This window comes from Streptomyces sp. MGP-BFMKR1 (assembly GCF_057766585.1).
The window spans coordinates 8,145,682-8,170,399 of sequence record NZ_CM173408.1 but is presented as its reverse complement, the minus strand read 5'-3'; the positions used below and the strand labels follow the sequence as shown (position 1 = coordinate 8,170,399).

The window sequence follows — 24,718 nt, the reverse complement described above, 5'->3', positions numbered from 1 at the left end:
TCCCCCTCGTCCTCGTTCGTCTCGTGTTGCTGTGTGCGTGGGTCACGGGCGGCGCGCCGGGCGCGCCGCCCACGGTGGTCTCACCAGGTGACGGGCAGTTCGCGCAGTCCGTACAGGACCATGTCGTGCCGGAACGGCAGCTCCGTCAGGGGCACCTGGAGCCGCAGGGTGGGGAAGCGCTCGAAGAGGCCGGCGAAGACGGTGGTCAGCTCGACGCGGGCGAGGGTGAGGCCGATGCACTTGTGGAAGCCGTGTCCGAAGGCGACGTGGGCCTGCGGCGAGGCGCGGTGGATGTCGAAGACGTCGGGCTCGGGGAAGACGCTGGCGTCGCGGTTGGCGGCGTTCAGCATGACCAGCAGGCCCTCGCCGGCCCGGATGTGCTGCCCGCCGACGGTCAGGTCCCGGGTCGCGGCGCGGGGCAGTCCGGCGTGGTTGATGGACAGGTAGCGCAGCAACTCCTCGACCGCCCGCGGGTACAGCGCGGGGTCGGCGCGCAGGTCGGCGAGTTGGGTGGGGTGTTCCAGCAGGGTGGCCGTGCCGAGGCCGATCATCTGGGCCATCGTGTCGTAGCCGGACAGCAGGAGCAGCATGACAAGACCCACGAACTCGTCGTGGCTGAGCGTGCCGTTCGCCTCCTGCTCGGCGAGTCGGCCGAGCATGTCGTCGCCGGGCGCGCGCTTCTTCGCGGTCACCAGCCGGTCGAAGTACGCCATGAGTTCACTGGCCGCGTTCTGGGCCTGCTCCGGGGTGCTGGAGCGGTCGAGGACGGTGTCGGTGAGGGTGACGAAGACGGACTTGTCCTCGTACGGCACGTCGAGGAGTTCGCACATGACGGTCGCCGCCATGGGGAACGCGAGCCCGCCGATCAGGTCGGCGCCGGGGCCCTTGGCCTGGAGGTCGTCGAGCAGCCCGTCGAGTACCCGCCGCATGGCCGGTCGCTTGCGTTCCATCTGGCTGATGAGGAACTCGCGGGTGACCAGGCGGCGCAGCCTGGTGTGGTCCGGCGGGTCCTGGTTGAGGAAGAAGCCGGGCGGCAGCGGCGTGTCGCCGGAGATGTACGAGGGGTAGCCGGGGCTCTTGGGGTCGGAGCTGACGCGCAGGTCGGTCAGGACGGCGCGGGCGTCCTCGTGTCGGGTGACCACCCACACCAGCTCGCCGCGCGGGGTGCGGACCCGGAAGACCGGCTGTTCGGCGCTGAGTTCGCGGTAGGCGGGCGGCGGGTCGAGCGGGTGGGCGCGGGGCATCGGGAAGTCGGGGACGGCGTCGGTGGCCGGCCGCGCGCTCGACTCGGGGGCGGGGGCCGTGGGGTGGGAGGCTTCCGGGGTGCTGGTGGTCATGGTGGTGCGCTCCAGGGACTCTGGACCGGGCTGGGTGTCGGGCGCGTCGCCGTCGGGGGCGGGCAGGTAGCCGGTCGAGACGAAGTAGCTGAGGTAGCGGCCCATCAGGTCGCGGTCGACCGGCGGGCAGGTGATGCCGGACCCGGCCAGCGCGGCGCTCAGGTGCGTGGCGTCGAACTCGGGCCTGCTGCCGGCGAACCCGACCTCCTCGGCGGGGCCCTGTGGGCCGAACAGGGGCAGGTAGGGGATCAGTTCGTTGTCCTCGCCGCGGGCGGCGGCGTCCGTCAGCTCGCCGTACCAGGCGTCGTAGGGGAGCTTGCGCAGCCGGTAGCCGCACTCGGTGATCAGCTCGAAGATCCGGTTCATGCCGAGGGCGCCGGCGCCCGGCAGGTTGAACACGCCGTGTTCGCGTACGCCGCCGAGCGCGATGTGGGCGACGCTGGCGGCGACGAAGTCCACCGGCACCAGGTCGACGGCCATGTCGAAGTCCAGGTAGGCGCCCAGTTGCAGGCAGCCCTTGATGAGGTGGTTGATGAAGGTGTCGGCGGAGCAGACGCCGGTGGTCCGCGCGCCGGTGATGGGGCCCGGCCGGTAGACGTGGGTGGGGATGCCGCGCTCGCGGGCCGCGGTCATCAGGTTGTCGGCCACCCACTTGGACTGCCGGTAGCCGCCGGCGACGCCGTCGGCGACGGTCAGCCGCTCCTCCGGCCAGGTCCGCGCGCCGCGGTGCCCCGGGTAGACGCCGGTGGTGGAGACGAAGTGCACGGGCTTGACCCGGGTGCGCCCCGCGAGCCGCAGCACCTCCAGGGCGCCGAGGACGTTGACCGGCTTGATCTTCGGGTAGGGCACGAGCCAACTGGAGATGGCCGCGTTGTGCACGATCATCTCGACCCGCTCGGCCAACTCCCGGTAGGTGGCCGGCGTCAGTCCCAGGTAGGGGCGGCCGGTGTCGCCGGGCACGCCGCGCACGCGCGCCGCGTCGCCCTCGCGCAGCAGCCCGTACTCGGCCAGGTTGGCCCGCACCCGCTCGGTGGCCCGCGCCGGGTCATCGGCGCGCACCAGGACGTACACGGTCGCGGTGGAGCGGTCGAGGAGTTCGCGCAGCAGGAACGCGCCGGTGTACCCGGTGCCACCGGTGAGCAGCACGGTGCGGTACGGGGCCGGCGCCGGCGGGAGGGCCGACGCGGTGGGCCGCACGTCGTCGGGGAGCGTCGCGTCGGCGGCCATGTCCCGGGCCGCGACGCCGCGCGGGCTCGCCGCCTCGCTGACCGCCACGTCGGGCTGGTCGCCGACCAGCCGGGCCAGGTGGGCGACGGTGGGCTCCTCGAAGAGGCGGCGCAGGTCGATGCGGACGCCGTACGCCTCCTTGACCTGGCCGGCCATCCGCAGGACGGTCAGCGAGTCGCCGCCGAGGTCGAAGAACCCGGTCTCGACGCCGACCCGGTCGCTGCCGAGCAGGTCCTGCCAGAGGCCGGCGAGGCGGGCCTCGACCGCGGTGCGCGGGGCGACGTAGTCGCTCGGGGTGTCGGCCTCGGCGCTCGGCGCGGGCAGGCTTGCCCGGTCCACCTTGCCGTTCGGCAGCTTCGGCAGCTCGGGCAGGACGACGAAGTGCGCGGGCACCATCGGCTCGGGCAGGTGGGTGCGGGCGTAGCCGCGCAGGGCGGAGCGCAGGCCGGCGGACCAGGTGGAGGCGAGAGGATCGTTGGCCAGCGGTCGGTGTGGGCTCATGACGGGTCCTTCGGGTCTGCCGGGTCTGCCGGGTCTGCCAGGGCGGCCGGGTCTGCGGTGGCGGGCCGGTGGTCGGCGGGCGGCTGGTCGCCGGCTGGCGCCGGGTCGCCGGGCGGGGCGCCCGCCGGGGCCGTGTCCCGAGGGGCTGGGTCGGCCGTCGTGGGGTCGGCGGGTTGGAACAGCGCGTCGAACCGGTCGAGTCGGCCGTCGTCGGGGACCAGCAGGCGGACCGTGTGCCCCGTTCGCGCGGCCAGTTCCCACACGTCCTCGGGGTGCGCGCCCGCGTCGGCGTCGGCCGTGTCCGCCGTCAGCTCCCACAGGGCGCGCTCCACGTCCCAGGCGGTGGTGGTCTCGCCGGCGTCCGCGGCGTCGGCGAGCACGCGGACGGCCGCGGCCGTGCGCACCAGGCGCCGGTTGGGGACGCCGGTCACCAGGACGGGGCCGCCGGCCCGGGCGAGATGGCCGCGGAGGGTCTCGGTGGCCGTGGCGCCCGCGGGCGCCGGCGCGTTCGGGTCCGCGTAGGCGACGACGCGCGGGGCGGGCGTGGCCGCCGGCTCGCCCGGGCGTGGCGCGTCGTCCGGGCCGGCCGTCGCCGGGGGCGCGAACAGCGTCACGTCGTACCGGAAGAGCGAGAGTTCGTTGTCGGCCCGGCCGCGCTTGAGCTCGACGCGCACCCGCACGTCACCCGGCGCCTGCGCGGCGAACTGTCGGAAGAACGCCGGGGACAGGCACAGCTCCCGCTCCTCGCGCGCCTGCCGGTCGACGGCGGCCCGGATCTCGGCCACCGTGTGCACGGGGGTGGCGCGGTGCAGCTGCACGGCGGTGTGGAACTCCGGCAGCATCTCGACCGAGCGCACGTCCCCGACGAAGACCGCGCCGCCGGGGCGCAGCGCGCGCAGCGCGTCGGTGAGCACGGTGCGCAGGTAGCCGGTGCCGGGGAAGTACTGCACCACGGAGTTGAGGACGACGGTGTCCAGGCTGCCCGGCGCGAGCGTGGCCAGGTACTCGGGCCCGGCGTGGGCGAGCGTGACGTGTGCGGGCAGCGGGCGGTCCGGGCCCAGGCAGCGGGTGGCGGCGGACAGCGCCGCGGGTGAGATGTCCACGCCGTGGTACGCGTCGGCTTGCTCGACCAGCGAGCGCAGCACCAGGCCGACGCCCACGCCGATGTCGGCGACCGCGCCGGGCCCAAGCTCCCGCACCCGTTCCACGGTGTGCGCCAGCCACTCGCGCATCTGCGGCTCGGGGATGGGCTCGCCGGTGTAGCTGCTGCGCCAGCCCGCGAAGGGCGAGCCGGTCGCGTGGTCCGCGTTGCCCGCCTCCGCCGGGTCGGCCAGGTCGGTCGCGTCGGTGGTGTCCTGTGCCGTGTACGCGCTCTCCCACACCTCGCTCCAGCCACGGACGTGGGCCTCGCGCGCCGCGTCGTCCGACGGCGTGCTGGCGGGCGCGACGTAGGCGACCAGTTCGGTGCCGCGCGGGCCGTCGACGGCCGTGACGGCGACGGCGGAGAGTTCGGGGTGGCGCGAGAGCACGCTCTCCACCTCGTCCGGCTCCACCCGGTGGCCGAGGATCTTCACCTGCCGGTCGATCCGGCCGAGGAATTCCAGGACGCCGTCGGCGCGGCGGCGCACCCGGTCGCCGGTGCGGTAGTAACCGTGTCCGTCGTCGGCGGTGACGAAGCGCTCGGCGGTCAGTTCGGGGCGGCCCAGGTAGCCGGCGGCGACGCCGTCGCCACCGATCCACAGTTCGCCGCTGACGCCGATCGGCACCGGGTGGCCGTGCGCGTCGGCCACCCGCACCCGGGTGTTGGCGAGCGGGGTGCCGATGGGAACGGTGGTGCCGGGTTCCCCGGCCGGGTCCAGGGCGTGCGCGGTGGACCAGATGGTGGTCTCGGTCGGCCCGTACATGTTGAACACCGCGACCTTCGGCAGCGCCTCGTGCAGCCGCTCGGCGAGGCCGGGTGGGAACGCCTCGCCGCCGACGAGCAGCGCGCGCAGGTGGCCCAGCGCCTCCAGTGCCTCGGGTTCGGTGGCGATGGCGCTCAGCAGCGAGGGGGTGCCCTGGGCCAGCGTCACCCGGTGGCGCGCGCACAGCTCGGCCACCGAGTGGCCGCTGTCGGCGACCTCCAGTTCGTGCGCGTCCCGCAGCTTGTCGACCCAGCCGAGGCTGTCCATGACGGCGGCGGGCTCGACGCCGAAGTCGATCAGGCAGGCGATCTCGTCCACGCCGGCGGCGGAGAGTTCGCGCACCAGGTCGGCGCAGGTCTCGGGGGATCCGAAGAGGCCGGAGGTCGCGAAGTAGCGGTCGATGGCCAGGTCGACGACGGCCTCCAACTGCTCGCGCGCGCCCATCTCGGGCAGGTCGTGGCCGGTGGTGGCGAACACCGTGCGCCACAGCTCGGTGGAGCTGAGCAGGTAGTCACGGAAGGGGCCTCGGGCTCGCTCGCGCGCCTGCTCCGGGTCGTCGGACAGGAAGGTGTGCACCATGACCGTCACCTGGCCCGGGCCCTGGTGCCCGGCCGCCGCCCTGGCCTCGCGGTAGGCGGCGAGGCGCTCGGCGAGTTCGGCCGGGGTCTGGCCGAGCAGGTGGGTGAGGAGGTTGGCGCCGGTGGCGCCGGCCTTGCGGAAGGTCTCCAAGGTGCCGACGGAGGTGAGCCAGATGGGCGGCTCGTCCTGCACCGGGGCGGGGAAGATCCGCACGTCCACCTCCTCGCCGCTGCCGCCGACGCGGCGGACCGGCTCGCCGCGCCACAACGCGCGGAACTCGGCGAGGTGGTCCGCCATCACCTGCTTGCGGTCGGCGAAGTTCTCGGGGCGCAGCACGAAGTCGTTGGAGTTCCAGCCCGCGGCGAAGGCGAGCCCGACCCGGCCGCCGGAGAGGTTGTCCACCAGGGACCACTCCTCGGCCATGCGCACGGCGTCGTGCAGCGGGGCGACCACGCTGCCGCTGCGCAGGGCGATGCGGTCGGTGATCGTGGACAGGGCGGCCGACATGACCGAGGGGTTGGGGTAGAGGCCGCCGAAGGCGTTGAAGTGCCGTTCGGGGGTCCACACCGCCTCGAAGCCGTTGCGGTCGGCGAACCGGGCGGCGTCGAGGACGAGTTGGTAGCCGGCCCGGTTGTCGTCGCCGCCGGACGCGGCGAAGAAGAACAGGCTGAAGGTCGCCGCCCGCTCGCGGGTCGCGGCCCGTGGCACCAGGTTGCTGACGACGCGCTCCCCCGCGAGCACCACCTTGGCGCCGTGCGTGAGCGGCCAGAGCAGCTCCGTGACGGAGATGTCGAAGGAGACGCTGGTGACGGCGAGCACCACGTCGTCGGGCTCGCAGCCGACCCGCTGGTCCATGCCGGTGAAGTAGTTGACGGCGTTGCGGTGCCGCACGGCGGTGCCCTTGGGCGCGCCGGTCGACCCGGAGGTGTAGATGACGTACGCGGTGTCCTCGCCGTCGATCGCGCGCCCCAGCGGCTGGCCGGGCCGGGCGGCGATGGCCTCGGCGTCCGCGCGCACGTCCACCAGGCGGGGCGCGGTGAGCCCCTCGGGGGTGCCGGGGCCCTGGATGAGGCAGCTCAGGTCGGCGTCGGTGGCGATGGTGGCCAACCGGCCGCGCGGGAAGCCGGGATCCATCGGGACGTAGGCCGCGCCGGCCTTGAGGACCGCGAGCAGGGCCACCACCAGGTCGGGGCCGCGCCGCAGGCTCACGCCGACCAGGTCGCCTCGGCCCACGCCGAGCGCGGCCAGGTGGTGGGCGAGCTGGTTGGCCCGGGTGTCGAGCCCGGCGTAGTCCAGTTCCTCGTGGCGGTGGGCGAGGGCCACGGCCCCGGGTCGCTCGGCGGCCCGGCGCTCGATCAGGCCGTGCACGGTGGCGCCGCGGTCGTACTCGGCGACCGGGCCGTGCCAGGCGGCCAGTCGCCGGTGCTCGGCCGCGTCCAGCAGGTCCAGGGTGTGGACGGGAGCACTCGGGTGGTGGGCGGCGTGCTCCAGGGCGCGGGCGTAGTAGCCGGCGAGGCGGGCGCAGAACTCCGGCGGCAGCACGGCCGGGTCGCAGTCCAGCCAGAGCTGCAGGCCGCCGCCGTCCGGGTCGACCAGGAAGTTCACGGCGAGCGGGTAGTTGGTCTCGGCGACGCCCACGGTGACCGTCATGGGCAGGCCCTGGCCGCGCCGCCGGTCGCGGTGGAAGTCCATGAAGTTGACGTAGGCGTCCAGCCGTGGCTCACGGCCCTGGTCGTCGCGCATCCGGGCGTACGGGTAGCGGCGGTGCGCGGCGCTGTCCCGCTCGTGGGCGAACGCCGTCCGGGCCGCGTCCAGGACGGTGGCCTGGGCGAGGTCGGCGCGGAGCGGGAGGGTGTTGAGGAAGACGCCGATGGTCTCGTCGCCGCCGGGCACCTCCAGGCGGGCGTTGGCGACGACGCCGGTGAGCACCTCGTCCCGGCCGCCGACCAGCCGCAGCACGGCCAGGTGGGCGGCGGTCAGCAGCGACTTGAGCGGCAGTCCCGCGGCCTTGGCGTGCGCGCGCAGGCGGGTGGCGGTCTCGGGCGGTACGGGCACGTCGTAGCGGCGGCTGCCACCGCCCTCGTGCGGGCCGGGCGCCGAGCCGGCCACGGCGGCCAGCGGGCCGTCGCCGGCACCGGTCAGCACCCGGCTCCAGTAGTCCTGGGCGGCGGGGTCGGCGGTGGCGGCGCGCTCGGCGGCGACGAAGTCGCGGTACGTGGCGGCCACGGCGGGCAGGTCGAGCGGTGCGCCGGCCAGGTGGGCGGCGTAGTGCTCGACGATCTCCTCCAGCATCCGCATGTCGCTCCACCCGTCGAGCACGACGTGGTGTTCCACGACGGACAGCTCGAACTGGTCGGGCCCGCACGGGTGCGCGGTGAACCTGAGCAGCGGTGGCTCGGCGGGGTCGAAGCGGGTGAACTTGGCCCGCTCCACCCAGGCGCGGATGGCCGCGCGCCGCTCGTCCTCGCCCAGACCGCCGAGGTCGTCGCCGCGTTTGAGCGGCACGGTGACCTGGTGGTGGACCAGTTGCATCGGCTCGGAGTAGCGCGTCAGGTCGAAGGAGCAGCGCAGCGAGGGGTGGCGGCGGGCGACGTCGGCCAGGGCCGCGCGCAGCGCGTCGAGGTCGAGCCGGGCGGCCACGCGCACGCTGGTGACCACGCGGTAGACGGCGGATTCGGTGGCGTAGGCGGCGTGGTAGAGCATGCCGGCCTGCATGGCGCTGAGCGGGTACGCGTCGTCGAGTCCGGCGGGCAACAGCTCCCGGTCGGCCGGGGTGAGGAGCCCGAACGGCTCGGTGCGCGGCGCGGCGTCGGCGACGGGGCGCAGCACGCGGGCCAGTTCGCGTACGGAGGGGCCGGCGAACAGTTCGGCGACGGCGAAGGTGTGGCCGCCGCGCTCGGTCTCGGCGCGCACGCGCAGGGCGTGCATGGAGTCGCCGCCCAGGGTGAAGAACGAGTCGACCACGCCGAAGTCGGCGACGCCGAGCACGGTGGCCCAGGCCGCGTGCAGCAGTCGCTCGGCCGCGGTCTCGGGTGGCGTCGCCGGCGCCTGGTCGGGTTGGGCGCCGGGGGCCGGCAGGGCGGAGCGGTCCAGCTTGCCGTTGGGCAGCAGCGGCAGCGCGTCGATGACCAGCAGGTGGGCGGGGACGAGTTGGCTGGGCAGCCGCTCGCGCAGCCAGGAGAGGAGCGCGCCGCTTTCGGGCGCCGGCACCCGCCCGTCGGACCTCGGCACCACGTGGGCGACCAGGTGGGGCTGTCCGTCGGGCCGGTGCGGGGCGCTGACCACGGCCTGTGCGAGCGCCGGGTGGCCGAGCAGGACGCTCTCGACCTCGCCGGGCTCCACCCGGAAGCCGTTGACCTTGATCTGGTGGTCCAGGCGCCCGCCGTACAGCAGGGCGCCGTCCGCGCGGCGCACCACGCGGTCGCCGGTGCGGTAGAGGGTGCCGGCGCCGTACGGGTTGGGGCGGAAGGCGGCGGCGGTCAGTTCGGGGCGGCGCAGGTAGCCGGTGGCGACCTGGACGCCGCCGATGTGCAGCTCCCCCGGCAGGCCGTCGGGTACCGGCTGTCCGGCCGCGTCGAGCACGTACAGGCTGGTGTTGGCGACCGCGTGGCCGATCGGCACCGGTCCGGCGGCGTCGCCGGGCCGGCAGCGCCAGTGGGTGACGTCGATGGACGCCTCGGTGGGCCCGTACAGGTTGTGCAGCTCGATGGCCGGGTCCGCCTCGCCGGGCGCGTAGCGGGCGAAGAAGCGGCCGACGGTCACCGGGCGCAGTGCCTCACCGCTGCACAGCACCCGGCGCAGGCTGGGGAGTTCGGCGGCGGCGGGTTCGGCGAGGAACAGGTCGAGCATGGAGGGCACGAAGTGGGTGGTGGTGACGCCGTACGTGCGGATGGTCTCGGCGAGGGCCCGCGGGTCGCGGTGCGCGCCGGGGGCGGCGAGCCGCAGGGTGGCGCCGGCGAGCAGCGGCCAGAAGAACTCCCAGACGGACACGTCGAAGGTGGTCGGGGTCTTCTGCAACACCTGGTCTTCGGCGGCAAGTTGGTAGGTCTCCTGCATCCACAGGAGTCGGTTGACGACGCCGCGGTGCGGCACGACGACGCCCTTGGGGCGGCCGGTGGAGCCCGAGGTGTAGATGACGTACGCGGTGTCGTCCGGGCTCGCGCCGGCGGCGGGCGGCTCGGCCTCCGGCAGTGTGGGCAGCAGGGTGTCGGTCGCGATGAGGCGGGCCCCGGTGTCGGCCAACTGGGCGGCGAGGTCGGAGCGGGTGAGGACGGCGGTGGGGGCGGCGTCCTCGATCTGGAAGGCGAGGCGGACGGCGGGCAGTTCCGGGTCGAGCGGCAGGTAGCCGGCGCCGGCCAGCAGGACGGCCAGCAGCTCCGCGACCAGGCGGGGTGAGCGCTCGTCGTGGACGCCGACGAGGTGGCCCGGGCCGACGCCGAGGGAGCGCAGGTGGGTGGCGATGCGGGTGGCCTGGTCGACGAGTTCGCGGAAGCTGAGCGCGGTGTCCGCGTAGCGCACGGCCACCGCGTCGGGGGTGCGGGCCGCCTGGTCGAGGACGAGTTCGTGCAGGCAGCGGTCGAGGTCGTAGGCGCGGGCGTGCGCGCGGTCCTCGGCCGCGAGGCGGGCCCGCCCGGCCGGGTCGAGCAGGTCGACGCGGCCGACGGGGTGGTCGGTGGGGGCGGTGGTGAAGGCTGCGAGGAAGGTGTTCAGGCCGGCCCGGTGCGCGTCCAGGGTGCTGGCCTCGTGCGTGTGCGGGGCGGCGTCGACGCGTACCCGTACGTCGGTGCCGTCGGTGCCGCCGAAGAACTCGATGGCCACGTCGCGCACGGGGCCCGAGGAGACCTGGTGAACGGCGCCGTCCCGGGTGCCGAAGCGGATCGCCCCGTCGAAGGGGATGACGTTGACGACCACGCCGGAGGGGTCGGCGGCGCCCTGCTGGGCGCGGAGTTCGCGGTGCAGCTCCTCACCTCGGTAGCGCTGGTGGCTGAGGAGTTCGCTGACCCGGCTGGCGACCTGCTCGACCAGGTGGCCGCAGGTGGTCTCGGGTGTCACGGCGAGCCGCAGCGGCAGCACGTTGGCGAACATGCCGGGGGTGGTGAGGGCGGCGCGGCTGGTACGGGCGCGCACCGGCAGGCCGATGACCAGGTCCGACTGCCCGCTCACCCGGTGCAGGTAGCCGGCGGTCGCCGCGATGACCACCGCTGACCAGTGCGTCTGGTGGCGGGCCGCGCTCTGGCGTACGTGCTCGACGCGGGCGGGCGGGCCGTGCCGCGGGGCGGGGACGGCGGGCGGGGTGCTCGCGTCGCCGAGCCGCAGCGGCTCGGGACGCTCGGCCATGGTGGCGAGCCAGTGGGCGCGGTCGGCGGCGTGTTGGTCCGACGCGCGGTAGGCGCGCTCCTCGGCGAGCAGGTCGGCGAGCGGGGCCCAGGTGGTGGGCCGGGCGGCGACGCCGGTGACCTGCGCCGTGTACAGCGCGCCCAGCCGCCGCCAGTACAGCACCTGGCCGTAGCCGTCCAGGACGATGTGGTGGTAGCGCAGGAAGAACAGCGACCGGTCGGCGGTCAGCCGCAGCAGGGTGTGGTGGACCAGCGGCCCCTCCGCGAGGTCGGTGGGGCGGGCCAGGTCGGCGTGCATCCACTCCTCGGCCGCCCGCTCGGGATCGCGCTCGCCGTCGAGTCGTACGACGCGCAGCGGGTCGGCGGACTCGGCCAGGTACTGGTGGGGCTCGCCGTCCTCGGTGGCGAACCGCAGCCGCGGCGCCTCCGTCTCGGCGGCGGCCAGACGCACGGCCTCGGCGAGTTTCCCCTCGTCGACCTCTCCGTTTATCTCCACGTAGCCGCCGCAATTGTGGAGCGCGCCCGTTACGTCGATGTGGTGCGCGATCCATATTTCTCTCTGGGCGGCCGACAAGGGAAGGCGATGTCCCGCGAAGGTGTTCACGAGTGACTCCTCAGATGTGTTTCAGGCAGGCCCGACACCTCATCCGCCATCGCCAACCCGACGCTCCGGAAAACCCTTTTCACAAAGACCCTCGCGGGTCGGGTTCTCCTTGTCGCCGAACGCGCCGCACCGCGCTGCGCGAGCACGGTGACCACACCGCGCGCCAAGGCCGGCTGGTCCGCGAAATGCCTGGTCAGTTCGGTACGACGGCGGGGCCGTAGGCGGCCCGATGCCGGTGAAAGAGGTTCGGAATGAGGTCCGAGTAGCTGCCCCCCGTTAGGCAACAAGAACCCGTCAGCTACGTTTCGGTGCCGCTCATCTCCTTCGCGCCCGTCGTATCGGTGGAGTCACGCTCGAAAGTGGCTCGCCCCGACTCCGGTTCGCATGACCGGAATCGGTCGAGGGTGGGTTCCGCGTACTGTTTCGCCGCGCCCGCACGGAGCGGATCGCGCGGCTGCGGAATTCCCACGAACCCGTGCAGCATCTCATCACATCGCTCGACCCAGTCAAGCCTTTCGGGATTCAAATTTCCCGTTCCTCGGTGGGCCCCCGAATCGCCATCAGCGCCTCACCCCTTGCCCAGGTGTGCCAGCGGCAGTCCGTCGCCGGCCAGTACGGCCTTGCCGAGCGGCCCGGCCAGCTCCGTCAGGCGGCGCGTGCCGGCCGCGCCCAGGTGGCGGTAGGGAGCGAGGTCGAGCCGATCGGTCTCGGCCTCGATGGACCGACGCAACTCCATCCCCCGCTCCGTCAGTTCGCCGTCGTCCCGCAACAGGCCGCGCTCCCGCAGGCGCTTCTGCGCGGCGGCCCAGTCGGCGGCCGACCAGCCGCGGTTGGCCTGGAGGTACCGCGGCTTCCAGCCGGTGCCGGTGGCCGAGTGGGTCACCAGCGCCTCCAGGCCGTCGAGGCCGGCGGCCGAGAGCGCCATCAGGTGCCCGTCACCTCGGTGTTCGCGCAGCAGGGTCCCGGCGTGCCACAACGCCAGGTGCGGCGTGTCCGGGACGGGCAGGTCGGCGTTGGCCGAATACAGCGGTCGCGCGGGGCGCCCGCACCCCTCGGCGGCCCGCAGCGCGAGGTCGGCCGCCTCGGCCACCTCGCGGGAGGCCAGCGCATCGGGCCCGAGCAGCCGTCGCAGACAGGCGTCCACGATGCGCAGCCGGGCGGCGAGCACCCGCTCCGGCGCGGCCACCTGCCAGGCGCGCGGCAGGTGCCGGGCCACCAGGGCGGGTTGGAAGTTGTAGAACATGGCCACCACGGCGCCCGGGCCCACCGGCCCGAGCGGTGCCGCCCGCCCGGCGAGGTAGGCCATCGGCCCGCGCTCCAGGCCGAGCGCCGCGTACGCGTCGTCGTGCTCGGGCGCGAAGTAGTAGGCGGCGTGGACGGGATGCAGCGCGTGGTAGCAGCGTCGCGCCTCACGCGGAGTGGGCGTCGTCATGGCCGGCACGCTAGGACCGATTTCGCGCCACCACAGGGTGCCGTCAGGGAACGTGTCTCATCCCTGCCAAACCGGTGCTTCACATCCCGTCAGAAGGCGGACAGTTCACGCCCCCGGTGCCGGACATGGCACCAGGCTGCCTCGCCGGCCCCGACGCGACTGGGCTGGGGTGGCGGATTGGGGCGGCGGGGCGACCGATCGCGGGGGCCACACCCAGGTGAACCACTTGGGTGTGCCGCGCGCACTGGGGCACGCGCTGGTGTTGTGGGATGGGCGTTCGCCACCCTCGATACCGGTGTCGGTGGGTGTGTTGAGCACGGGTGGGACGCCCCTTCCCGTACGGGGTTTTCCTTGTAGGCTGTGAACGGCGTCGGCGAGAGACGCCGCTGGTTGTGGTAGCGATTGACTGAGTTGTGGGGTATTCGCGGTGGCAACGGGAAAGATTCTGCGGTTCGACGAGGTTCGCGGCTATGGGTTCATCACGCCGGATGACGGCGATGAGGACGTGTTCATGCACGCGAACGACCTGCGTAGCGACAAGTCCCTGTTTCGCCCGGGGCTTCGGGTCGCTTTCGATATCGAAGATGGTCAGCGCGGTCTGAAGGCTTCGGATGTGCGGCTGATCGAGCGCTCCGCTCCGGCCGGCACCGTGTCCGGGGACGTGGTCCGCCCGCGCGTGCGCACCGAGGCCGAGGACGGCACCTGTGACGTGCTGACCCCCGCCGAGTTCCAACTCGAGCTGACGGAGGCGCTGTTGCACGCCGTTCCCTCGCTCACCGGAACGCAGTTGGTGCTGGCGCGCAAGCGCATCATCGAACTGGCCCAGGAGCACAACTGGGTGGAGTACTAGAAACACCGCGAGCCGCGAAGGCCCGTTGACGGGCCGGTCTCCTCGTCGTCGCGTACCGCCTGTCCCTCGTGATATGGGGCGACACTCGCGCTCGACGCGGTTGAACTGGATCGTGCTCGACATTCCGCGTGAGCCGCCGGGCTGGTGCCCGGCGGCTTACGCGTGTCCGGGGCCGGAGGGTCAGGGCGGGCCGGCTATTTCAGCGAACCGGCGGTGAGGCCGGCTTGGACCTGGCGTTGGAAGATGATGTAGACGGCGAGGACGGGGATCATGGCGATGAGGAGGCCGGAGAAGAGGACGGCCCAGTTGCCTTTGTATCCCTGGGAGACGGCGAGTTCCACCAGTCCCTGGGGGAGGAGTTTGTCCTTCTCCTCGCCCTGGTTGAGTACGTAGGGCAGCATGTACTGGTTCCACTGGCCCAGGAAGTTGAAGATGCCGATGCTGATCAGTCCTGGTTTGGCCATGGGCAGCATGACCTGGAAGAACGTGCGCGTGTGCGAGGCCCCGTCGATCATCGCCGCCTCTGCCACGGAGGTGGGCAGGGTTTTGAAGAACGAGGTCAGGAAGAAGACCGTGAAGGGCAGCGAGTACGCGATGTAGACCAGGATCAGGCCGTGCTTGGTGTTGAGCATCTCCATGTTCTGCAACACGAAGTACAGCGGGACCAACGCGAGCACGATGGGGAAGCTCATGCCGCCGACGAACAGGTAGTAGATGAACCGGTTCCCGCGGAACTCGAACCGCGCCAGGACGTAGGCGGCCATGGCGCCAAGGAGCATGGTGCCGAAGAGGGAACCGGCGACGACGACGGCCGAGTTCAGGAAGTACCGGCCCATGTTCGCGGTGTTCCACGCGTCGGACCAGTTCTGGAAATGCAGCGACGAGGGCAGCGACCAGGGCGAGGTGAAGATCTCCCGGTCGGTCTTGAGCGAACTCATCGCCGCCCACAACAGCGGCAACGTGACCAACAGCCCCCACACGGCCAGAATCCCGTGCGAGAACACGTTGAGCACCCCGCCGGCACGGTCCCCACGCTGCCGCCCGGCCCCCGACACCGTCGGCGGCACCGCTTTCACGGGGGGTTGCGCGCTGGGCAGTTCCAGCGCCGTGGGCATGTCGACCAGGTCCTTGGATGACAGCTCTCCGCTCACGGCGCGTTCCTCTCCACGTCAGGGCGTAGGCGTACGACAGGGGCACGGTGTGCTGGCATCTCAGAACTCCAGCCTTTCTCGGCGGCCGAGGCGCATGACGATCGCCGCGAAGATCATCGTGACGATCAGCAGTGCCACACCCAGCGCGGTGGCGTAACCGGCCTGCCCGTCCCGAATGCCCTTCGTGTACACGAACCACGTCAGGACCTCGGTCGAGTAGTCAGGACCACCGGGACCGACCGTCATGATCTGCACCACCGCGAACGCGTCCAACGCCAGGATGCCCATGTACACCCAACCGGTCTGCACGGTGTCCCACAGCAGCGGCAACGTGATCCGGAAGAACGTCGTGAACCGGTTCGCGCCATCCAACAACGCCGCCTCGTAGAAATCCCGGGGAATCGTGCTCATCGCCGCCGAGAACAACACCACGTAGAACCCGACGTTGCTCCACACCATCACCGCCATCACACACCACAGCGCCAGGCTCGGATCACCCAACCAGTTGGGCTGCACCGAATCCAACCCGATCCCCGACAGGAACGAGTTCAACGCCCCACTGTTCGGGTTGTACGCGAACTGGAAGATCAACGCCACGATCGCGATCGACAGCACCTGCGGGAAGAAGTACACCACCTTGTACAGCGACGACCCCCGCACACCCGAGACCACCGCCCCCTTACGCCGCCCACCCACATTCAACATGAAGGCGAAGAACAACCCCATACCGAGCGTCACCAACGGCAACACCAGCAACAACACCAGATTGTTCCGCAACGCATGCCAGAACACATCATCATCCAGCAACTTACGGTAATTATCGAACCCCACCATCTGGAGATCCGAGCTCAGACCACTCCAATTCGTGAACGAATAGTAGATGGCCTGGACGAACGGCGAGATCACAAAGACCGCGTAAATCGCCAACGGCAGGGCCAAAAACCCCACGATGAAGCCGTACTTACCGTGCCGCACTGCTACCGACCCCACTCCTCGCCCGCGGGATACGCCACTGCCAGCGCATCCTCACTTGTGCCGGTACTTCTTCACCGCGGAGTCCTTCGCCGTCTCATCCGCGAACTTCTGACACTTGGCCATGCACTCCTTCGGCGACATACGCCCCGCCATCATCTCGCCCAGCGCGGCCACCCCGATCTTCTCCTTCTGCAACGTCACATACCAATCCTGCAACCGCGGATTGACGACGTTCTCCCCCGCCTTCTTCCACAACTCCTGCGCCGACGCCAACCCCGGCGGAAGTCGCAAACCCTCCGTCCCACCATTGAGCGAGGACAGTGATGAGACCTGCTGGATGAAGTTCTGCGTGGACTTCGTGCCCAACATGATCCGTAGCAACTCCATACCGCCTCGCGGGTTCTTCGCGTTCTTCGGCACGATGAACGGCTCACCACCCGAGGCCCAGATCGTCCCGTAGGGCAGCTTGTCACCCGAATCCAACGACGACGGCGCACCCACACCCATGTCGAAGTTCTTCGGCGTGGTCTTCTTCGTCTCGTTCTCCACCCACGAACCGTTCGGGATGAACAACGCCTTCCCCTCGTTCCACGCCACCTGCGACTGAATATGGTCCAGCCCGGGCGTGCCCTTGAGGATGTACCCCTTGGCCTGCAACTCGTGATACGCCTCGAACGCGGCCTTCACCGCGTCGTGCTTCCACGCGTTCGGCTCCAGGTTGTCGATGGCATCCAACGTCTCGCGGCCACCGATCTTCGCGATGAGCGGATACAGACTGAACGGCAGGTAGTACGGGTACTTCCCCGGATACGTCCACCCCGCGATCCCCTGCTTCTTCGCGTCCGCGCACAGCTTCAACATCTCGTCCCAGGTCTGCGGATACTCCCAGCCGTGCTTGGCCAGCAACGACTTCGAATACCACACCCCGTAGATGGTGTAGGCGTAGTAGAGGACCCAGACCTCGTCCCCCTCGAACTGCCCCATCTCCAACACGCCAGGCCGCAGCGTGTCCCGCACCTTCTTGTTCGGATCATCCAGCGACGGCGCGTCCAACAACTCCCGCAAATCCGTGAGCTGGTCCTTCGACACCAGCGTGCCGAAATCCATCTGCTCCGCACCCGAGTTGTCGATCAGATCCGGCGGCGTACCACCGTTGAACCGCGGCGCCAACTTCGCCTGGATCTTCTGCGTCGCCGAATGCTTGATCTTCCCGTCCGTCTTCGGGTACGCCCTCACGTACTCCGCCTGCGCGGCCTTCGCGTACTCCTCGCCGAAGCCGCCGTCGAAGATGACGACGTCAAGCCCCGCGCTCTCGTTGACTGCCAGCGGATTCCTCGCCGACTTCCTGCCCTCGGCGACCTGCTGCGTGCCCCCGCCGCCGCCCGTCGCGCACGCGCTGAGCGCGGCGAGCGCGGGCACGGTGAGGAGGCCGGCCGCGGTGGCGCGCTTGATGAGGGAGCGCCGTCCCACGTCGATGGTTGTCATGCTCACACGCTCGCCTTCGTCGGGGGGTGTCGCGGCGACCCGGTCGGGGCTCAAGGATTCGCGCCACGTCCCGGACGGGTCCATGGACGCTCACGCGCGACCCTTGGACAAACGCGCGACCACCCGCCGCGCGCCGGGCGGCGCCGGCGCGGCGGGGGCACCCGTTCGTCCGTACCGCCATCCACATGGTCCGATGATCACCCGCGCGCATCCCGATGGCCGGCAGCGAGGGGCGACGCCCCGCAGATCTCGCCGGTTCGGCCGCATGGTCGACGCCCCGCGCCCCCACCACCCCGCCGCCAGGCGGCGACGGCGGACGCCGATGCCGGCGGCGCCGGGGGCTCCCGCGTGTCGCGCGCAGCTACTCCTTGACGGCGCCGCTGAGCATGCCCGCGATGAAGCGGCGCTGGAGTGCCACGTACACGATGACCACGGGCAGCGCGATCAGTACCGCCGCCGCGGCCAGCAGCGCCGTCTCCGAGCTGTGCTGTCCCTGGAAGAAGGCCAGGCCGAGCGGGACCGTGCGGTGTGCCTCGTCGCTGACCATGACCAGGGCCATCAGGAACTCGTTCCAGGTCCACATGAAGACGATGACGACCAGGGTGGAGATGGCGGGGCGGGCCATGGGCACCAGGACCCGCCACAGGGTGGTCCAACTGTTCGCGCCGTCGATCCGCGCCGCCTCGATCACGGACCGGGCGCTGCCGCGGAAGTAGGTGCGCATCCAGAACACGCCGAACGCCAGCGACTGGGCGGCCTGCGGCAGGATCAGGCCCCAGTAGGTGTCGGTGAGTTCGAGGTGGCGCAGGTCGAAGTAGAGCGGGACGACCAGGGCCTCCTGCGGCAGCGCGAGGCCGAGCACGAACAGGTAGAACAGCACCGTGGAGCCGGGGAAGCGCATCACCCCGAAGGCGTAGCCGGCCAGCACCGACAGCAGCGTGGCGACGGCGACCACGGACAGCGTGACCAGGGTCGAGTTCCGCAGGTAGGTGCCGAAGTGGCCGCGGGTCCAGGCGTCGGCGAAGTTCCCCCAGTGCAGCCCGTCGTCCGGCAGCGTGAAGCCGGTGCTCAGCGAGGACTGCGGGCCCAGCGCGGTGGCGAGGATGCCGAGCACGGGGGTCAGCGAGACGACGGTGAACAGGGCGAGGATGGCGTAGGTGAGGGTCCGTTCGGTCCGCGAGATCACGTGCGCCGCCCTTCCACGAGCCGGGAGATGCCGACGGTCAGCACGAAGATCAGCAGGGTCAGCGTCACCCCGATGGCGGCGGCGGATCCCACCTGGTTGGTCTCGAAGGCCCGGTGGTAGACCTCGTACGCGGGGACGGACGTGGCGTTGCCCGGTCCGCCGCTGGTGGTGATGTAGATCAGGTCGAAGTTGCGCAGGCCGGCCACGATGGTCAGGGTGAGCGCGACGGCGATCTGCGGGCGCAGGCCCGGCAGGGTGACGGCGAGGAACTCGCGGATCGGGCCGGCCCCGTCGAGGCGCGCCGCCTCGTATAGCTCGCGCGGGATGCGTTGCGCTCCGGCCAGGAACAGCACCATGCACAGGCCCGTGCCGACCCAGGTGCCGACGATGCCGACGGCGGGCAGCGCCCAGTCGTAGTCGCCCAGCCAGGGGCGGGTCAGGGCGGCGAGGCCGACGGCCTCCAGCGTGTCGTTGAGCAGTCCGTCGGGGGCGAGGATCGAGCGCCAGGTGACGCCGACGACGACGAGCGCGAGCACCTGAGGCAGGAAGAGCACGGTGCGGAAGAAGGTCATGCCGCGCACCCTGGCCCGCGACAGCAGGGCGGCCAGCAGCAACCCGATGGCCACCGGCAGCGCCGAGTAGAAGACGAGCAGGACCAGCGCGTGGGCGAAGGGGGCGCGCAGCTCGGGGTCGGTGAGCAGGTCGTGGTAGTTGTCGCCGCCGGCCCAGGTGGCGGCGGTCAGCCCGTCCCAGTGCAGCAGGGACAGCCACACCGCCTGGCCGAACGGGAAGATCAGCAGGGCCCCGTAGAGCGCGAGCGCGGGCAGGACGTAGAGGTAGCCGACGGCGCGCGGCTCGCCCGGGGCGCGCCGCGCGTAGCGGCGGCGGATGCGCCGGGCCGGTCCGCGCGGGGCGCCCTTCATCGGCCGTCCCGCCGCGGACCCGGCCCGGCCGCCGCGTCCCGGTCGCCCTTGCGTTGTTCGGCCATGAACGCGGCGTAGTCGCGCTGGGCGGTGGCGGCGAAGCGTTCGGGTGACTGGGCGCCGGCGATGACGCCCTGGAGTCCCTCGGAGAGGGTGTCGTAGAAGGTGGGTGTGGCGTAGTCGAGGTAGGGCACCAGGCCGTCCGCGTCGTTCAGGCGGCGCCAGGTGTCCAGCATCTGCCCGTCCACGCTGGTGCGCGGCACCCGCGCGGCGGCCTTGCCCGGCACGGCGGGCAGTACGCCGTGCCGGGTCATCACGTCGGCGGCGTGTTCGCTGGTGAGGAAGTCCAGGTAGGCGGCGGCGACCTCGGGGTGTTTGCTGCGCGAGGTGATGGACCAGGCCAGGCCCTGTCCGCCGGTGGAGACCGGCGGGCCGCCCGCGGTGGCCGGCGGTGGCGGCATGAGGCCGAGGTTGTCGCCCATGGCCTTCCTGAGGTCGGCGAGTTGCCAGGTGCCGGTGATCAGGTACGCGCCGTCGCCGGAGGCGAACTTCTTGGCGGCGTCGTCGTAGCCGAGGCCGTTGGCGCCCTTGGGGAGGTACCCGCGCCGGCGCCAGTCGGCGAGGGTGGCCGCCGCGTCCCTGGTCTGCCGGGTGTCGAAGCGGCCGGCGCGTCCGAAGACCAGGTCGCGCACGGGGGCGGCGCCCGCCTGGCTCTGCAGGACGCCGAAGGTGTGGATGGCCGGGTACTTGTCGAGGTTGCCGAACTGGATGGGCAACTGCCCGTCCGAGCGGAGGCGGGCGAGTTGGTCGGTGAACTCGCCCCAGGTCCTCGGCGGTCTGAGGCCGCTCTTGGCGAGCAGGTCCTTGTTGTAGTAGAGGCCGACGAACTCGCCCGTCTGGGAGATGCCGTACAGCCGGCCGGTGCCGAAGCGGCGGCCGTCGGCGGAGACCCGGTTGTGGTTGAGCAGCGTGGTCGGGTAGCGGGTGTTCCAGTCGTAGATGCCCGCGTAGTTGTCGAGCGGGGCGAGCAACCCCGCGCGGACGAAGGCGACCATGTCCGGGTAACCCTGGTTGGCCTGGACGACGTCGGGTGGGTTGTTGCCGGAGACGGCCAGCTTGAGGGTGGCCTTCAGGTCGGTGAAGCCGCGTGCCACCCGCTTGACGCGCACGTTCGGGTAGGCGCGCTGGAACTCCTTGTTGAGCTGCTCCACCTCGGCGTTGGTCCCGCCGCGGATCTCCTGGTCCCACACGGTCAGGGTGACCTTGCCGGCCTTGGCCGGATCGGGGATGGCGGTGGCACCGCCCGCCGTGCCGCCGCCCGCGGCGGAGCCGTCCGTGCCGGGTACGCAGCCGGCGGCGAGCAGCGCCAGGGCGGCGAGCGCCACGACGGGGGCCGTGCCACGGGGGCGGTGCGCCCTCGCCGCTCGTTTCGGCATCGGGGTCTCCTTCGTCGGGGCCGGCGCGCGGGGGTGCGGGGGACGCCGGGCGGGGGTGTGCCCGCCGCGCGCGCTCACGCGCCGCGGAAGCCGATGGTGGGCAGGGCCCGCAGCCGGGGCCAGTCGCGCATCCCGGTGGGGAGCAGCTTGTCGAGGAAGCGGTAGCGGCGCACGGCCTCCGCGTCCGGGGCGCCCGGGCCGGTGGGCCGCTGGCTGGCCCACGCCCACCAGGCGGCGACCTCCGGCCAGCCGGGGGCGGAGAGCGAGCCGCCGAAGTGCTGGACGGACAGGCCCGCGGTGAGGTTGGCGAAGGCCAGCCGGTCGGCGAGCGGCCAGCCGGCGAGGGTGCCGGTCATGAAGCCGGCGACGAACACGTCGCCCGCGCCCGTCGGGTCGAGTGCCTCCACGGGGAGCGCGGGCACGTCCGCGTACTCGCCGGTGAGCGAGTCCACGGCCACCGCGCCGCCCGGGCCCTTGGTGACCACGGCGATGGGCACCCTCTCCGCGAGGGCGCGTACGGCCTGCTCGGGGGTGTCGGTGCGGGTGTAGCGCTGGGCCTCGGTCGCGTTGGGCAGGAAGGCGTGGCAGTAGGGCAGGTCGGGCAGGGCCGCGGGGTCCCAGCGCCCGCTCTCGTCCCAGCCGACGTCGGCGAAGACCTTGCTGCCACGGGCGTGCGCCGCGCGCACCCACTCCTCGTGGCGGCCGGGTTCGAAGGCCGCGACGCAGGCGCGCGAGCGCGGCAGCGAGCGGCCGGCGGCGGCCGGCGCCGGGTGCTCGTGGGTGACCATGGTGCGCTCGCCCTCGTACGCCATGGAGACGGTGACCGGCGAGTGCCAGCCGGGCACCCGGCGCGAGGCGGCGAGGTCCACGCCCTCCCCGTCGGCGAGGGCGTCCCAGCAGTAGTCGCCGTAGATGTCGGTGCCGAAGGCGGCGGCCAGCGTGGTGCGCAGGCCGAGCCGGGCGAGCGCGGTGGCCATGTTGGCGATGCCGCCGGGGCTCTGGCCCATGCCGCGCGCCCACGACTCGGTGCCGCGCACCGGGGCGTGGTCGAGTCCGGTGAAGACGATGTCCAGGAAGACGGTGCCGGTCAGGTACACGTCGTAGGCAGGGTCGCCGGGGCCGCGCACCGCCGCCAGCGGGTCGACGGGGACGGCGCGGCAGTGCGCGTCCCTCGGGCGCTCCGGGTCGCGGGGCCGGGCCGCGGCGTCCGCGCCGCGATCCGCCGCGGCCGGTCCCGCGCCTTCGGTGACTCCGGTGACCCCGGTGACCTGCTCGGCGTCCTTGGCCTTGGCGTCCTTGGCGGCACTCACCTGGCGTGCCCCTCCTGTTCCGTGCGGCGTCCACGACGGCGTGCGGCGAACGGCGGGCGCCGCCCGCGGGCGGGTGCCGCCCGGGCTCCGGGGCGGCGCGCCGGCACGGCCGACTGCCACGGGGCGTCAATCCGACGTGTCCACCGCTTCATGTGACGGAAACCTTGCACTGCGTCGCCCTGCTTTTGCAAGAGTTCCGTCACACTCGCGCAGACTCGCTCACATGCAGTACGTTGCGGGCATGCTGCGAAAGGCCCGCCACGAGAAGCTGCTGAGCCTCCTCGGCGCGGAAGGGGTGCTGCCGGTCCGGGAGATCGCCCAGCGGCTGGCGGTCAGCGAGGCGACGGCCCGCCGCGACCTGGACGCGCTCGGCCGGGCCGGACACCTGACCCGGGTCTACGGCGGCGCGCTGGCCGGCGGGCGCTGCGGCGACGAGCGCCCCTTCGCCGACGTCGCGGTCGACGACCTGGCCGAGAAGACCGCCGTGGCCCGCCGCGCTGCCGAACTCGTCGCGGACGGCGACGTGCTGCTCCTGGACATCGGCACCACCACGCTCCAGCTCGCCAAGCAGCTCAAGGGGCGCGAGGTGACCGTGGTGACCAGCAGCCTGGCGGTCTTCGACGAGTTGCGCGAGGACCCGCGGGTGACGCTGATCCTGCTCGGCGGCCAGGTGCGGCGCAACTACCGCTCCCTCGTCGGCTTCCTGACCGAGTCGAACCTGCGCCAACTCCACGTCGGCCGCCTCTTCCTCGGCACCAGCGGCGTCCTGCCGGACGGTGGCGTGCTCGACAGCACCGCGGTGGAGGTGCCCGTCAAGCGGGCCATGCTGGCCGCGGCCCAGCACGTGGTGCTCCTGGCCACCGGCGACAAGTTCCCCGGCGCGACCGGTCTGGCGCGCGTCTGCGGGCCCCGTGACATCGACACCCTGATCACGAACGACACCTCGGACCCGGCGACGCTCGCCGTGTTCCGCGAGGCCGATGTGGAGGTACTGACCGTATGAGGCTGACCGTGTTGGGCGGCGGCGGGTTCCGGATGCCGCTGGTGCACCGGGCGCTGATGGACGACCAGGACTCCGCCGCCGGGCGCCGCACCGAGATCACGCTGTACGACACCGAGCGGCGACGCCTCGACGCGATCGGCGCGGTCATCGCCGCGCAGGCCGCGGGGCGCGCCGACGTGCCGGCCGTGCGGCTGACCACCGACCTGGACGAGGCGTTGCGCGGGGCCGACTTCGTCTTCTCCGCCATCCGCGTCGGCGGCCTCGCCGGCCGGGCCCGCGACGAGCGCCTGCCGCTGGCCGAGGGCGTGCTCGGACAGGAGACGGTCGGCGCGGGCGGCGTGCTGTACGGGCTGCGCACGCTGCCGGTGGCGGTGCGGATCGCCGAGCGCGTCGCGGCGCTGGCGCCCGACGCCTGGGTCATCAACTTCACCAACCCGGCCGGGATGGTCACCGAGGCCATGCAGCGCGTCCTGGGCGACCGGGTCATCGGCATCTGCGACTCGCCGGTGGGCCTGTGCCGGCGCGCGGCGCGGGCCGTCGGCGTCGACCCGAACCGGGCCAGCTACGACTACGTCGGGCTCAACCACCTGGGCTGGCTGCGCCGGATCACCGTCGAAGGCCGGGACGTACTGCCCGATCTCCTCGCGGACGAGGCGGCGTTGACCTCCTTCGAGGAGGGCAAGCTCTTCGGCTCCGACTGGCTGCGCACGCTCGGCGCGCTGCCCAACGAGTACCTGCACTACTACTACTTCAACCGGGAGTCGGTCGCCGCCGTCCGGGACGCGCCGCGAACCCGTGGCGAGTTCCTGCGCGCCCAGCAGGCGGCGTTCTACGAGGAGGCCGCCGCCCGGCCCGAGGGCGCGCTGGCGGCCTGGGAGCGCACCCGCCTGGAGCGCGAGGAGACGTACCTGGCCGAGAGCCGGGAGGCCACCGGCGGCTGGCAGCGCGACGCCTGCGACCTGGAGGGCGGCGGTTACGACCGGGTCGCCCTGGCCCTGATGCGTGCCATCGCCCGGGACGAGCGCACCACGCTCATCCTCAACGTGCGCAACCGCACGGCCGTCCCGGCCCTGGACGCGGACGCGGTCGTGGAGGTGCCCTGCGCCGTGGACGCCAACGGGGCGCACCCGCTGGCCGTCGGCCCGGTGGCCCCCGGCCAACTCGGCCTGATGCTCACCCTCAAGGAGGTGGAGCGGGCCGCCATCGAGGCGGCGGCGAGCGGCTCCCACCAGGCGGCGCTGCGCGCCGTGGCGCTGCACCCGCTGGTGGACTCGGTCAACGTCGCGCGCCGCGTGCTCCAGGCCGCGGAGGCGGGAGGGTGACCGGGGCCGGGGGCCGGGGCTCGGACCGCCGCCCCCGGCCCTTGTCGTGGCCAGCGGTACGCCCGGTTCCTGACGCGGCCCGCGGTCGGGCGCGCTGGGGGGGTTGGCCGAGATCGTGTGGTCGGACGGCAGCGGGGCGGCTCGCGGGCCGGCAGCG

13 protein-coding genes are annotated in these 24,718 nt (G+C 72.5%); 3 read left to right on the top strand and 10 right to left on the bottom strand.

Annotated features, from left to right (window positions below):
• Window positions 1-80: 80 nt before the first annotated feature.
• From AC3CHW_RS32610 to AC3CHW_RS32600, 3 genes are all read right to left on the bottom strand, one after another.
• Window positions 81-3,065 carry a thioester reductase domain-containing protein gene (locus AC3CHW_RS32610; protein WP_488468871.1) on the bottom strand — a complete coding sequence of 995 codons (2,985 nt, stop codon included), beginning with the start codon at window positions 3,063-3,065 and terminating at the stop codon, window positions 81-83.
• Window positions 3,062-11,488 (bottom strand): amino acid adenylation domain-containing protein, encoded by an 8,427-nt coding sequence (locus tag AC3CHW_RS32605; protein ID WP_488468870.1) that lies wholly within the window; start codon window positions 11,486-11,488, stop codon window positions 3,062-3,064. The genes AC3CHW_RS32610 and AC3CHW_RS32605 overlap by 4 nt, the downstream gene beginning before the upstream one ends.
• Window positions 11,489-12,056: 568 nt before the next feature.
• Window positions 12,057-12,920: an SCO6745 family protein gene (locus AC3CHW_RS32600; protein ID WP_488468869.1), complete on the bottom strand. Its 864-nt coding sequence runs from the start codon at window positions 12,918-12,920 to the stop codon at window positions 12,057-12,059.
• Window positions 12,921-13,347: 427 nt separating this feature from the next.
• Between AC3CHW_RS32600 and AC3CHW_RS32595 the strand changes: the two genes are divergently transcribed.
• Window positions 13,348-13,770, top strand: a complete 423-nt coding sequence (locus tag AC3CHW_RS32595) for a cold-shock protein (protein ID WP_398609600.1) — start codon at window positions 13,348-13,350, stop codon at window positions 13,768-13,770.
• Window positions 13,771-13,964: 194 nt separating this feature from the next.
• Here AC3CHW_RS32595 and AC3CHW_RS32590 read toward each other — a convergent pair whose 3' ends face one another.
• The 7 genes from AC3CHW_RS32590 to AC3CHW_RS32560 form a co-directional block, all read right to left on the bottom strand.
• Entirely contained in the window at window positions 13,965-14,885 is a 921-nt protein-coding gene (locus AC3CHW_RS32590) for a carbohydrate ABC transporter permease (protein ID WP_217189298.1), read from the bottom strand.
• 96 nt (window positions 14,886-14,981) lie between these two features.
• On the bottom strand, window positions 14,982-15,896 hold the full coding sequence (locus AC3CHW_RS32585; protein ID WP_187063069.1) for a carbohydrate ABC transporter permease: 915 nt from the start codon (window positions 15,894-15,896) through the stop codon (window positions 14,982-14,984).
• Window positions 15,897-15,947: 51 nt separating this feature from the next.
• Window positions 15,948-17,381, bottom strand: a complete 1,434-nt coding sequence (gene ngcE, locus AC3CHW_RS32580; RefSeq protein ID WP_488468868.1) for an N-acetylglucosamine/diacetylchitobiose ABC transporter substrate-binding protein — start codon at window positions 17,379-17,381, stop codon at window positions 15,948-15,950.
• A 361-nt stretch (window positions 17,382-17,742) separates the two neighbouring features.
• Window positions 17,743-18,567 (bottom strand): carbohydrate ABC transporter permease, encoded by an 825-nt coding sequence (locus tag AC3CHW_RS32575; RefSeq protein ID WP_217200163.1) that lies wholly within the window; start codon window positions 18,565-18,567, stop codon window positions 17,743-17,745.
• Window positions 18,564-19,490 carry a carbohydrate ABC transporter permease gene (locus AC3CHW_RS32570; RefSeq protein WP_488468867.1) on the bottom strand — a complete coding sequence of 309 codons (927 nt, stop codon included), beginning with the start codon at window positions 19,488-19,490 and terminating at the stop codon, window positions 18,564-18,566. Before AC3CHW_RS32570 ends, AC3CHW_RS32575 begins: the two co-directional genes overlap by 4 nt.
• The gene (locus AC3CHW_RS32565) at window positions 19,487-20,926 is read right to left on the bottom strand and encodes an extracellular solute-binding protein (RefSeq protein ID WP_488468866.1); all 1,440 of its coding nucleotides are present in this window, start codon (window positions 20,924-20,926) and stop codon (window positions 19,487-19,489) included. The genes AC3CHW_RS32570 and AC3CHW_RS32565 overlap by 4 nt, the downstream gene beginning before the upstream one ends.
• 74 nt (window positions 20,927-21,000) lie before the next feature.
• Window positions 21,001-22,062, bottom strand: coding sequence for a carbohydrate kinase family protein (locus AC3CHW_RS32560; protein WP_398611595.1), 1,062 nt, complete (start codon window positions 22,060-22,062; stop codon window positions 21,001-21,003).
• Window positions 22,063-22,477: 415 nt separating this feature from the next.
• Between AC3CHW_RS32560 and AC3CHW_RS32555 the strand changes: the two genes are divergently transcribed.
• Window positions 22,478-23,239, top strand: coding sequence for a DeoR/GlpR family DNA-binding transcription regulator (locus tag AC3CHW_RS32555; RefSeq protein WP_488471248.1), 762 nt, complete (start codon window positions 22,478-22,480; stop codon window positions 23,237-23,239).
• On the top strand, window positions 23,236-24,561 hold the full coding sequence (locus AC3CHW_RS32550) for a 6-phospho-beta-glucosidase (RefSeq protein WP_488468865.1): 1,326 nt from the start codon (window positions 23,236-23,238) through the stop codon (window positions 24,559-24,561). The genes AC3CHW_RS32555 and AC3CHW_RS32550 overlap by 4 nt, the downstream gene beginning before the upstream one ends.
• Window positions 24,562-24,718: the final 157 nt, after the last annotated feature.